An 11887-nucleotide genomic window follows, 5' to 3' on the forward strand; every position below is an offset into this window, starting at 1 on the left:
GGAGCACGGCGTCGAGGGCGGCCAGCTCGCGGTTGACCTCGATCCGCAGGGCCTGGAAGGTCCGCTTGGCCGGGTGGCCCCCGGTGCGGCGTGCGGCGGCGGGGATGGCCTCGCTCAGCGTCCGCACCAGCCGGGCGGAGGTGGTGAAGGGCTCGACCGCGCGCTCGGCCACGATCCGGCGGGCGATCCGGTCGGCGAAGCGCTCCTCGCCGTAGACCCGCAGCACCCGGGCCAGGTCACGGACCTCGTAGGTGTTGACCACGTCGGCGGCGGTCAGCTGCTGCGTGCCGTCCATCCGCATGTCCAGCGGGGCGTCGACGGCGTAGGCGAAGCCGCGCTCGGTCCGGTCGATCTGCAGCGAGGACAGCCCCAGGTCGAGCAGCACCCCCTGCACCCGCGGGCGTCCCAGCCGCTGCAGCACCTCGGGGAGCTCGTCGTAGACGGCGCGGACGAAGGTGACGCGGCCGGCCAGCGGGCCCAGCCGCTCCTCGGCCCGGGCCAGCGCCATCGGGTCGCGGTCGATGCCGACCACGTGCAGGTCGGGGCAGGCCCGCAGCAGCGCCTCGGTGTGGCCGGCCAGCCCGAGCGTGCCGTCGAGGCAGACCGCGCCGGGGGTGGAGAGCGCCGGGGTCAGCAGCTCGACGATCCGGTCGAGCATGACCGGCACGTGCTGCTGGTGCTCCACGTCACCCCTCTCGCTCGACCCTGCTCCCGACGGCCGTGTGCCGTGGTTTCAGTCCGAGGGTGCTGTGGGAAGACCGCCTGGCACCGGGGAAGGTGCGCCAGCCGGCGTCAGCCCCTCGGCCTGAAACCGCGTCACACGGTCCCGGGCCCTCCTGCGTCCCCACCGGTCACAGACCGGGGAAGACCTCCTCGTCCATGCCGGCGAAGGCCGACTCCTGCGCCGCGGAGTACTCCTGCCAGGTCGCCGCGTCCCAGACCTCGACCCGGTTGATCGCCCCGATCACGACCACGTCCTTCTCCAGCCCCGCGTAGCTGCGCAGGTGGGGCGGGATGGTGACGCGGCCCTGCTTGTCCGGCGTCTCGTCCGATGCCCCGGCCGCCAGCATGCGCTGGTAGTCGCGGACCTGCTTGACGCTGGTCGGTGCGGAGGCGATCTCCGACGTCATCTGGACGAACGTGGCCATCGGGTAGATCGCCAGGGCGCGGTCCTGCGTCCTGGTGATGACCAGCCCGTCGGCCAGCTCCTCGCGGAACTTCGCCGGCAGAAAGAAACGGCCCTTCTCGTCGAGCTTGGGGGTGTGGGTGCCCAGGAACACCTGGATCCACCTCCTCGCTCCACGCGGGAACCGTTTCGCTCCACTTTCCGCCACTGTACTCCACTTCGCTCCACTTGACGACACCTCGCACCCCTCGCGAGGGCGCGTCGCACCACAGCCGGATCGGGCTGCCGGGCAGGCAGAACGGGCGATCCCGCAGGGGGTTCGGAGCGACCACGTAGAGTTGGCGACTGGGCCCGGACGCGGTCCTCGCACCGGGTGCGCCCGGATCAGACCAACGCCACGCACGACGCTGCGGCGACGCACCGCCAGACGGAGGAAGAGTGAGCCTCGACTACGACAGCCAGCCGGCGCCGGCGAAGACCCTCGACGACGTGCTGGACGTCATCGGTCGGGTCCGCACGGCGATCGAGACGGTCATCGAGGGCAAGCGGGACAGCATCGACCTGGCCCTGATCGTGCTGCTGGCCGAGGGCCACCTGCTGGTGGAGGACGTGCCCGGCGTGGGCAAGACGATGCTGGCCAAGGCGCTGGGGCGCTCCATCGACTGCTCGGTGCGACGGATCCAGTTCACCCCCGACCTGCTGCCCTCCGACATCACGGGGGTGTCGGTGTTCAACCAGCAGAGCCGCGAGTTCGAGTTCAAGCCCGGTGGCATCTTCGCCAACATCGTGGTCGGCGACGAGATCAACCGCGCCTCCCCCAAGACCCAGTCGGCGCTGCTGGAGTCCATGGAGGAGCGCCAGATCTCCGTCGACGGCACCACCTACCTGCTGGAGGCCCCCTTCATGGTGGTGGCCACCCAGAACCCCATCGAGATGGAGGGCACCTACCCGCTGCCCGAGGCCCAGCGCGACCGCTTCATGGCCCGGATCCAGATGGGCTACCCGACCGCCCACGCCGAGCTCGACATGCTCGAGCACCACGGCACCTCCGACCCGCTGTCGCGGCTCACCGCCGTCACCGACGCGGCCACCGTCCGCGGGCTGGTGCAGGCGGTGAAGGACGTCTACGTGGCGCCGGCCGTCAAGGAGTACGTGGTGCAGGTGGTCAACGCCACCCGCGCCTCCCGCGACCTGCGGCTGGGTGCCTCCCCCCGCGCGACGCTGCAGCTGCTGCGCGCGGCCCGGGCCCACGCGGCGCTGGCCCGCCGCGACTACGTCACCCCCGACGACGTCGCGACCCTGGCCGGCCCGGTGCTGGCCCACCGGGTGCTGCCCTCCACCGAGGCCCAGCTGGCCCGCCGCTCCACCGACGAGATCATCGCCGCCGCCGTGCGCGCGGTCCCGATCCCGGACCGACCCTGAACCGGACGACCATGCGGAATCCCTGGCGACTGCTGACCTTCCGGGGTCGGGTCTTCGTGGTGGTGGGTGCCCTGCTGGGCGCCCTCGCCGCGCTGCTCGGCCAGCGGGACCTGGTCTGGCTGGGGCTGCTGCTGGTGCTGCTGCCGCTGGTGGCCGCGCTGCTGGTGGCGCGCACGCGGCTGCGGCTGTCCTGCGAGCGCGGCGTGGTCCCCAACCAGGTGGTGATCGGTGAGTCGATGATGGGCCGCCTGGTGCTGGAGAAGACCGGGCCCATCCCCTACGGCATCCTGCGCTTCGAGGACTACGTCCCGCGCCACCTCGGGGTCCGCCCCCGCTTCACGGTGCAGACGCTGGCCTCGCACTGGCGCCGGGAGTTCACCTACCCGATGACCGGCACCACCCGCGGGCGCTACACCACCGGCCCGCTGATGGTGCGCAGCAGCGACCCCTTCGGTCTGGCCCAGCTGGACCGGCAGTTCCACGCCACCTCCGAGGTGATGGTGACGCCGCGGATCGTGCCCCTGGACGAGATGCGCAACGCCGGCGGCGGCGGCAGCACCGGCGAGTCCCGGCCGTTGCGCCTCGGCGTGGTCGGCCAGGACGACGTGCTGGTCCGGGAGTACCGGCAGGGCGACGACGTCCGCCGGGTGCACTGGCGCTCCACCGCCCGCCGCAACGAGCTGATGGTGCGCCGCGAGGAGCAGGCCTTCGACCCGAGCGTCACCGTGATGCTGGACTCGCGCAGGAGCGTCCACGGCGGGCACGGCAAGGACTCCTCCTTCGAGTGGGCGGTCTCGGCCGCCGCCTCGCTGTCGCTGCACTTCCTCACCGACGGCTACGAGCTGACCCTGCTGGAGACCCGCGGGCCGCTCACCACCGGCGACTCGACCGCGATGCGGGTCACCACCCGCCACAACGTGGTGCACAAGCTCACCGACATCACCACCACCTCCGAGCCCACGCTGCGGCCGATGATCGCCGCCGCCCTGGACAGCTCGGGCAGCCAGCTGGTGGTGGCCGTGCTCGGCCGGCTCACCCGGGCCGAGGTCGAGCAGCTGGAGCGGACCCGGCACAACCGGGCCGCCGGGCTGGCGCTGGTGGTGGACGCCGACTCCTTCGCCTCCCGGTCCGAGCGGGCCGGGGCCGAGGCCCGCGAGGAGCACGCCGCGGCCGTCCAGCTGCTGCGCGAGCACCGCTGGCGGGTCGTGGTGGCCGACAAGGACACGACCGTGGACCGCGCCTGGTCCGACCTCGAGCGGATGGGAGAGCTCGTCTGATGCGCGCCTCGAACCGCAGCGCGGTGGCGGTGCTGGTGGCCGTCACGCTGGCCAGCCTGACCCTGCTGCCGCTGACCTCCGACACCAGCTACATCCCGCTGGCCCTGGTGGTGACCTTCGCCATCGCCCTGGTGGGGGCCGTGGTGCGCCGGCTCGGGCTCGGCAACGGCGTCGTGCTGGGGGTGCAGAGCGCGGTGCTGGTGGTCTTCGTGCTGGGCATCGCGCTGTCCCTCGGCGGGGCGGAGTCGAACCTGCTCGGCCAGATCGGCGGCCTCTACTCCTCCGCCGCCGAGCACATGCGCACCCAGGCCGCGCCCATGCCGCCCCACCCCGGGGTGAAGCTGCTGCTGGTCACCGCGGTGGGCGTGGTGGCCGTGCTGACCGACGTGCTGGTCGAGGGCATCGAGCGACCCGCCTGGGCCATCGCCCCTCCGCTCACCCTCTACCTCGTCCCGGCGCTCGGCCTGGCCGAGGACCTGAGCTGGTGGCCGTTCGTGCTGCTGGCCGTGGGGTACGCGGTGGTGCTGCTCAACGAGGGCCTGACCGCCGCCGACCGCTGGCCGCGCGCGGTCGGCAGCCCGGACCACCCGCAGTCGGACCAGGGCACCCACCTGGGCTACGCGGCCCGGGCCGCGGCCATGGTGACGGTCCCGGTGCTGGTGGCCAGCGTCCTGCTCGGGGCCGCGCTGCCGCTGCCCGGCCAGCCCGGCTGGGGCGTCGGGGCCGGTCGCGGCGCCGACGGACCGCTGCAGATGACCGACCCGACGCTGGACCTCAAGCGCAACCTCACCCAGCCCGAGGACTACACGGTGCTGACCTACCAGAGCGACGCGCCGAGCGGCAGCTACCTGCGGATGGCCAGCCTGCCGGTGTTCAACGAGGCCGGCTGGCAGAGCTCGGGGATCTCGCTGCAGCCGGGGTCGACGCTGCCGCCGCCGCCCGGGCTGACCACCGACCCGGCGCGGGAGCGCACCACCACCATCCAGGTGGGGGACTTCCGCTCGGAGTACCTGCCGCTGCCCTACGCCCCGCGCTCCTTCGAGGCACCCGGGGAGTGGGCCCACGACGACGTGTCGCTGATGGTGCTGGGCACCGGGGACAACCGCGGCGAGGCCACCCGAAACCTCACCTACACGGTGCGCAGCGTCGACATCGAGCCCGACGGCGCCCGGCTCTCCGCCGCGGAGGCCGGCATGCCGGTGGACGCGAACCTGACCGCCGCGCTGCCGCCCGACCTGCCGCCGGAGATCATCGACCTCACCCTCGAGGTGACCGGCGACGCCGACACCCCGGCCCTCAAGGCGGCGGCGATCCAGGCCTTCCTGCGCTCGAGCGAGTTCACCTACTCCACCGACCAGGCCCAGGGCACGACCTACGAGCAGCTGGCCGACTTCCTGGTCCGCGACCGTCGCGGCTACTGCGAGCAGTTCGCCGGCGCGATGGCGGTGATGGCCCGGGTGGTGGGCATCCCCAGCCGGGTCGCGGTGGGCTTCCTGCCCGGCAGCCGCACCGGCGCCGGCTGGGAGGTCGGCGTGCGCGACATGCACGCCTGGCCCGAGCTCTACTTCGAGGGCGAGGGGTGGGTCCGCTTCGAGCCGACCCCGTCGCTGGTCACCGGCAACGCCCCGCCGTGGACGATCGAGGGCACCGACCCTGGCGGCACCTCCACCGACGAGGGGGCCGACCCGAGCTCGGAGCCCGTGCCCTCGGAGTCGGTGCCGACCGTGGACACCCCCTCCCCCACCCCGAGCGAGTCCTCCAGCGCCCCGGCGGCCGAGGGCAGCACGATCCCCTGGGGCCGGCTGGGAGCCGGGGTGGGCATCTTCGCCGGCGTGCTGGCGCTGATGGCGGTGCCCGCGCTGGTGCGGCTGCGCCGGCGCCGGGTGCGGCTCGACCTGAGCGGGGAGATGCACGACCGGGTGGAACGCGCCTGGGCCGAGCTGCGCGACACCTCGGTCGACCTCGGCCGGCCGTGGCCGGAGGGCTCGCCGCGGACCATCGGGCAGACGGTGGCCAGCGGCCTCGAGCCCGGTCCCGCCCGCGCGCTGACGGCCGTCGCGCAGCTGGTGGAGCGCTCGCGCTACGCCCGCAGCCTGGACAGCCACGCCAACGTCACCGGGCTGGCCCGGGAGGTGCTGGACGGGATGACCCGGCACCTGACCTGGGACAGCAAGCTGCTGGCGCTGGTCTGGCCCAGGTCGCTGTTCACCGGTCCGGCGCCCCGGCTGCCCGAGCGGTTCCGGGTGTGGGAACGGTTCCGGGTGTGGGAGCGGCTGCCCGGCCGGCACCGCTGAGGCGGTGCACGGGCCGGCGCCCGCTGGCATCGCACCGGTTCTCCACCTCGCCCGGGAGCCGGGCAGCTGGACACGACGACGCCCCCGGGACCTGGTGGTCCCGGGGGCGTCGTGCCGATCTGGGTGGGCTGGGCGCCGGTGCGTCCGTCGCGCCGGGCCGGTGTCAGCCGGGGCTCAGAAGCCCTCGTCCTGACGTCGCCGCCAGCGCTCCTCCATCTTGTCCATGAAGCCGGCGCCGCCCTGGCCGCCCCCCGGGCCGCCCGGGGTCCGGGTGGGGTCGCGACGCTGGGTGCTGGGGGTGGCCCCCGGGCCGGTGGGTCGCCAGGCGGTGACCGCCACGGCCACCGAGACGAACATCAGCACGAAGCCGAGGACGCTGACCGTCCAGTGGGTCTGCAGCCCGGCGAGCAGCAGCGCGATGCCGGCGAAGAACCCGACCCCGGCCAGCGCGGCGCGACGTCGGTGCACCCCCGTGCTGCGGGTGCCCCGCAACGCGTTGGCCAGCTTGGGGTCTTCCGCCGCGAGCGCGGCCTCCATCTGCGCGAGGAGCCGTCGCTCTTCCTCGGAGAGGGCCATCCGTCACCTCCGGACCTGTTCGGGGAGTGTCCCCAGCGACCCTGCGGCGGGTCGGGAGGCCAGTCTAGGCGTCCGTGGGCCGCAAGAAAACTGGGGGGCGGGTGTCATTGCGCCCGGCGTGGACCGGGGTGTGCTAGCCGCCGCCCGCGACGGCTACCCGGCGGTGGTCTCGCGGTCGTCGGAGCGCTCGGTGGCGACCTCCCGGGAGCGCCCGCGACGGGTCAGCACCGCCCGCTGCACCGCGTGCGGGCCGAACCTCAGGGTGGCGGCGTCGATGGCCTGCTCGGCCTCCCGCCAGCCGTGCTCGGGCTCGGTCAGCTCGGGCTGCCGGTAGGCCTCGGAGCGCTCCACCACGTTCTCCACCCGGACGCCGACCCGCCGGATCCGGGCCCGCTGCAGCCCCAGCCGGGTGTAGATCGCCACCGCCTGGGCGTAGATCTCCTCGGTCACGTCGGTCGGGCTGGGGACGGTGGCCGAGCGGGTCAGCGAGGTGAAGTCGGCGAAGCGGATCGACACCGTGACGGTGCGACCCAGCAGCCGGGCCCGGCGCAGCCGGCCCGCGGTGCGGTCGGCCATCCGCAGCAGCTCGCGGCGGACCAGCACCGGGTCGTCGATGTCGCGGGCGAAGGTCTGCTCGCTGCCGACGCTGCGCTCGGGGGCCCGGCCCACCACCACCCGTTCGTCGCGGCCCCAGGCCAGCCGGGCCAGGTGGGCCCCGGCGTGCGGGCCGAAGGCGCGCTGCAGGGTCGGCTCGGGGGTGTGCGCCAGGTCGCCGACGGTGGTCAGGCCGAGCCGGTGCAGCTTCTCCGCGGTGGCCTCCCCCACCCCCCACAGCCGCTCGACCGGCAGCGGGTGCAGGAACTCCACCACCGCGTCGGCCGGCACCTCCAGCAGGCCGTCGGGCTTGGCCGCCCGCGAGGCCAGCTTGGCCACGAACTTGTTGGGCCCGATCCCCACCGAGCAGGTGATCTGCTGCTCGTCGGCCACCACCGCCCGCAGCGTCTCCCCGATCTGGACCGCGCTGCCGAACAGCCGCAGCGACCCGGTGACGTCGAGGAAGGCCTCGTCGATCGAGGCGGCCTCGACCACCGGGGTGAACTGGTCGAACACCGCCATCACCGACTTCGAGACCGCGGCGTAGGTGTCCATGTCCGGCGGGAGCACCTCGGCGGTCGGGCACAGCCGCCGGGCCTGGGTCATCGGCATGCCGGAGCGCACCCCGTGCTCGCGGGCCTCGTAGGTGGCCGAGAGCACCACCCCCCGGGTGGAGCCGCCGACGACCACCGGCCGCCCCACCAGGTCCGGACGGCGACGCAGCTCGACCGAGGCGTAGAAGGCGTCCATGTCGACGTGCAGCACGGTCCTCACCGCGCACCTCCGGCGGGCGGAGCGGGTCGTGCCCGACGGGCGAGGACGTCCGCCTGCCGGCGGGACGGGTCAGCCGCGGGTGGCGAAGACGTGCACCCAGGGCGCCAGCGAGGCGAAGGTCGGGTCCTGGCTGATCTCGTGCTCGAGGGCGAGCAGCTCGGTGAAGCGGTCCGGGCCCTCCAGGTGGCGCTCGGGCACGTGCTCGGAGACCGCCCCGATCCCGTGCACCGCCTGCACCACCCAGCCGGCACCGGTGAGCAGGTCGACGACCCGGGCCCGGTCCAGCAGGCGCTCGTCGGCCCAGGTCCGGCGGGCCAGGGCGAAGTCACCGGACACCGCCTGGCTGAGGACCACCGGGTGGCGCTGCGCAACGAGCAGGCTGAGCGCGCCCTGGGAGGAGAGCACCGCGGCGATGTCGGTCAGCGCCTGCCCGGGGTCGGGGAGGTACTCCAGCACCCGGTGGCACAGCACCACGTCCACCGAGCCGGGGCCGAAGAGGTCGACCAGGTCGGAGGTGTCGCCCTGGATCCCGGTGATGTAGTCGGTCAGGTCGGCCTCGGCCGCCCGTCGCTGCAGGGCGGCCAGGGCGTCCGGGCTGGGGTCGACCACGGTGATCATGTGCCCCCGGGCGGCCAGCGGGACCGCCAGCCCACCGGTGCCGCCGCCGATGTCCACCACGCTCGCACCGGCACGACCGTCCTCGGTCAGCCACTGCTCCAGCTGACCGTCCAGCAGGTCGGTGACGAAGGTCTGCGCCACGGACCGACTGCGCCGGGTGTCCGGCATCTGACCTCCTCGACGTGGTCGGCTCGGGACCGAGTGGGCACCACCCTAGCCCGCCGCACGCCCACCTCATCGGCCCGAGCTCCCGGGGCTGGTGTGCCACAGCTTGCGCAGCTGCGTGCTCGCCTCCTCGCCCGCCGGCTTGATGTCGGCGTAGGGCGACTGGCGGAAGCCGCTCGCGTGCACCAGCACCCGCCGCTGCCCCATCCCGCCGGCCCGGGTGCGGCCCGGGCCGTCCGGGTCGGGACCGTCCGGGCGGCCGGGGTCGTCCTCGGCCGGTCCCGCCGGCTGCTGCCAGGCGGTGCGGGTCAGGTCGGGGGACTCCGCGACCACCGCCCGGACGGCGTCGGCGGCCCGCTGCGGGTCGGGGTCGGCGAGCAGGGCCTCCTGCCAGACCTGGTGCAGCTGCTGCAGGTCCCAGCAGCCGGTGGCCCGCAACGAGACCCCGCGGGGCCCGGTGCGGCGCAGCACGCCGCGCACCACCAGCAGCCAGGAGGAGAACACGGTGCCGGCGTAGGGTCCCTGGGCGTCCTCGAAGAAGGTCACGTCGGAGGGGCCGGTGGCGTCGTCCAGGGTGAGGAAGACCACCCGCCGCCCGGAGCGGACCGGCGGGGTCTGGGTGGCCACCTTCACCCCGGCCACCAGCAGCTCGCTCCGGTTCCGGGCGCCCAGCAGGTCGGCGGACTCGCACACCCCCAGCGCGCGCAGCATCGGGCGGTAGAACTCGATCACGTGCCGGGAGACGTCCAGCCCGAGCACGCTCAGCTCGGCCCGCACCCGCTCGCCGTCCGACATCTCCGGCAGCCCGGAGGGGACCAGCGCGGCCGGGGCGGTCGGCTCGGGCTCGTCGGGGTCGGTGAAGTCCAGCGGCAGCTGCACCGCCTGCTCCTCGGCCACCGGGTCGGGCCGCGTCGTCGGCCGCAGCCCGCGGGCCCGGCTGCGGGCGCGGGCGTCCGCGGCGGTGTCACGCTGCAGGTCGGCCACGGCCAGCAGCAGGTCGCGCCGGGTGACCCGCTGCCGGCGGCGGACCGGGACCCCGGAGCCGATGCCGTACAGCGAGTCGAACCCGCCGGCCAGCACCAGCCGCTCGGCCACCGGCTGGCTGACCCGGGCCCGGAACCAGAAGTCGGAGACCGAGGAGTAGGGCTGTCCGGCGATGATCGAGGCCACCTCGGCCTCGGAGATCCCGGACACGTCGGCCAGCGAGATCCGGATCCCCCAGGCCCGGCCGTCGGGCAGCCCGTCGCCGGGCGCCAGCCGGGACGGCTGGCCCAGCACCGACGGCGGCGGCTCGTCCAGCCGGCTCATCCGCTCGACCCGGTAGACGTCGCGGCTGGCGTTGACGTCCAGCCCGAGCACCGCCACCCCGAGCCGGCGGGCCTCCTCCAGGATCAGCCGCTTGGGGTACATCCCCGGGTCGTGGGTCAGCACCCCGGCCAGGAAGTGGGCCGGCCAGTGCGTCTTCAGCCACGCCGACTGGTAGGTGGGCAGCGCGAACGCCGCGGCGTGGGCCTTGCAGAAGCCGAACGAGGCGAAGGCGGCCAGCACCTCCCAGGTGCGGGCGATCACCGGCTCCGGGTAGCCCCTGGCCCGGGCGCTGCGCTCGAACCAGGCCCGCGTCTCCGGCTGGCTCTCCCGGTCCCCCAGGGCCCGGCGCTTCTCGTCGCCCTCGGCCAGCGAGCAGCCGGTCATGGTGGAGATGACCTGGATCACCTGCTCGTGGAAGACCACCACGCCGCACGTCTCGGCCAGGTGCGGCTCGAGGTCGGGGTGCAGGTAGGTCGGCTCGCGCCAGCCCTGGCGGGCCTCCAGGAAGGGGGTCACCATGTCGCTCTTCACCGGCCCGGGCCGGAACAGCGAGATGTCGATGATGATGTCGTTGAAGGTGCTCGGGCCGAACTTGGCCACCAGCTCGCGCTGCCCGGGGGACTCGATCTGGAAGCAGCCCAGCGTCGCCGCGCGCGAGATCAGCTCGTAGGTGGCGCGGTCGTCGAAGGGCTCCAGGGCGTCGACGTCGACCTCGACGTCCTCGGTCCGGGCGACCTCGCTGACCGCGTGGGCCATCGCCGACTGCATCCGGATCCCCAGCACGTCGAGCTTGAGGAAGCCCATGTCCTCGACGTCGTCCTTGTCGAACTGGCTCATCGGGAAGCCCTCCGCGCTCGCCTCCACCGGGGTCCGGTCGAGCAGGGTGGCGTCGCTGAGCAGGACCCCGCAGGGGTGCAGGGCGACGTGGCGGGGCAGCCCGTCGAGGGACTCCACGAGGGAGAACAGCACCTGCAGCCGGCGCTCCCCCAGCCCGGCCGAGCGCAGCTCGGGCAGGTCGCGCAGCGCGGCCCGGGCGTCGCGGGCGCGGATGTGGGGGAAGGCCTTGGCGATGGCGTCCACCTCCGCCGGCGGCAGGCTCAGCGCGGCCCCCACGTCGCGGACGGCGTGCCGCACCCGGTAGGTGTCCATCATGGCCACGCAGGCCACCCGCTCCGAGCCGAAGGTGGCCAGGATCCGGCGGTAGATGTCGAGCCGGCGGGCGGACTCGACGTCGAGGTCGATGTCGGGCAGGGCCTGGCGCAGCGGGGACAGGAAGCGCTCCATCACCAGCCCGTAGCGCAGCGGGTCGACCCCGGAGACCCCGAGCAGGTAGTTGACCAGGCTCCCGGCGCCCGACCCCCGGGCCGCGCACCGCACCCCCATCTCGCGGACCATGTCGACCACGTCGGCCACGGTCAGGAAGTAGGAGGCGTAGCCCATCTGGTCGATGGTGGCCAGCTCCTCCTCCAGCCTGCGACGCACCCGCTCGTCGGCGGTGCCGTAGCGTCGGGCCACACCGGCCTCGCAGCGCTCCCGCAGCGCCCGCGAGGCGCTCGTGCCCGCCGCGGTGGCGAGCACGTCGAGCTCGGGCAGGTGGACCGAGCCCAGCCCGAGGTCGTCGCGCGGGTCCAGCCGGCAGCGGATGGCGAGCTGGCGGGTCTGGGCCACCAGCCGGCGGCCGCCGTCGGGACCGCGGCCGGCCCGGGCCGCGACCTCCTCGGCCACCTCGAGCA

The 11887-nt window shown here is 74.3% G+C and carries 9 protein-coding genes; 3 read left to right on the forward strand and 6 right to left on the reverse strand.

Features of this window, described 5'->3' with window-relative positions:
• Both rsmH and mraZ read right to left on the reverse strand, forming a co-directional pair.
• A partial coding sequence (gene rsmH / locus GC722_RS14910) for a 16S rRNA (cytosine(1402)-N(4))-methyltransferase RsmH (protein ID WP_231747951.1) occupies positions 1–658 on the reverse strand: 658 nt, incomplete at its 3' end.
• Positions 659–851: 193 nt separating this feature from the next.
• Complete coding sequence (gene mraZ / locus GC722_RS14915; RefSeq protein ID WP_331714899.1) at positions 852–1280, reverse strand: division/cell wall cluster transcriptional repressor MraZ; 429 nt, start codon at positions 1278–1280, stop codon at positions 852–854.
• 284 nt (positions 1281–1564) lie between these two features.
• Here mraZ and GC722_RS14920 point away from each other — a divergent pair, with 284 nt between their 5' ends.
• Genes GC722_RS14920 through GC722_RS14930 form a run of 3 tightly spaced genes read left to right on the forward strand, consistent with a single transcriptional unit; the run spans position 1565 to position 6119 of the window.
• Positions 1565–2548 (forward strand): AAA family ATPase, encoded by a 984-nt coding sequence (locus tag GC722_RS14920; protein ID WP_331714900.1) that lies wholly within the window; start codon positions 1565–1567, stop codon positions 2546–2548.
• An 11-nt stretch (positions 2549–2559) separates the two neighbouring features.
• Entirely contained in the window at positions 2560–3825 is a 1266-nt protein-coding gene (locus tag GC722_RS14925) for a DUF58 domain-containing protein (protein WP_156611464.1), read from the forward strand.
• The gene (locus tag GC722_RS14930; RefSeq protein ID WP_156611466.1) at positions 3825–6119 is read left to right on the forward strand and encodes a transglutaminase family protein; all 2295 of its coding nucleotides are present in this window, start codon (positions 3825–3827) and stop codon (positions 6117–6119) included. Before GC722_RS14925 ends, GC722_RS14930 begins: the two co-directional genes overlap by 1 nt.
• 174 nt (positions 6120–6293) lie before the next feature.
• On the opposite strand, the gene GC722_RS14935 is transcribed toward GC722_RS14930, so the two are convergent.
• From GC722_RS14935 to dnaE, 4 genes are all read right to left on the reverse strand, one after another.
• The gene (locus tag GC722_RS14935) at positions 6294–6695 is read right to left on the reverse strand and encodes a DUF3040 domain-containing protein (RefSeq protein ID WP_156611468.1); all 402 of its coding nucleotides are present in this window, start codon (positions 6693–6695) and stop codon (positions 6294–6296) included.
• A 153-nt stretch (positions 6696–6848) separates the two neighbouring features.
• A complete protein-coding gene (gene dinB, locus GC722_RS14940) occupies positions 6849–8063 on the reverse strand; it encodes a DNA polymerase IV (protein WP_331714901.1) in 1215 nt (404 codons plus the stop codon).
• A 69-nt stretch (positions 8064–8132) separates the two neighbouring features.
• Positions 8133–8849, reverse strand: coding sequence for a methyltransferase domain-containing protein (locus GC722_RS14945; protein ID WP_156611470.1), 717 nt, complete (start codon positions 8847–8849; stop codon positions 8133–8135).
• A 66-nt stretch (positions 8850–8915) separates the two neighbouring features.
• Positions 8916–11879 (reverse strand): DNA polymerase III subunit alpha, encoded by a 2964-nt coding sequence (dnaE, locus tag GC722_RS14950; RefSeq protein ID WP_197430188.1) that lies wholly within the window; start codon positions 11877–11879, stop codon positions 8916–8918.
• Between the last annotated feature and the right edge of the window lie 8 nt (positions 11880–11887).

It is taken from the genome of Auraticoccus cholistanensis (genome assembly GCF_009742705.1).
GTDB lineage: Bacteria > Actinomycetota > Actinomycetes > Propionibacteriales > Propionibacteriaceae > Auraticoccus > Auraticoccus cholistanensis.

Bases quoted from the DNA above. Each gene is read 5' to 3' on its own strand.
- GC722_RS14925 (WP_156611464.1), top strand. From the start codon at position 2,560: ATGCGGAATCCCTGGCGACTGCTGACCTTCCGGGGTCGGGTCTTCGTG.
- GC722_RS14935 (WP_156611468.1), bottom strand. From the start codon at position 6,695: ATGGCCCTCTCCGAGGAAGAGCGACGGCTCCTCGCGCAGATGGAGGCC.
- GC722_RS14930 (WP_156611466.1), top strand. From the start codon at position 3,825: ATGCGCGCCTCGAACCGCAGCGCGGTGGCGGTGCTGGTGGCCGTCACG.
- GC722_RS14945 (WP_156611470.1), bottom strand. From the start codon at position 8,849: ATGCCGGACACCCGGCGCAGTCGGTCCGTGGCGCAGACCTTCGTCACC.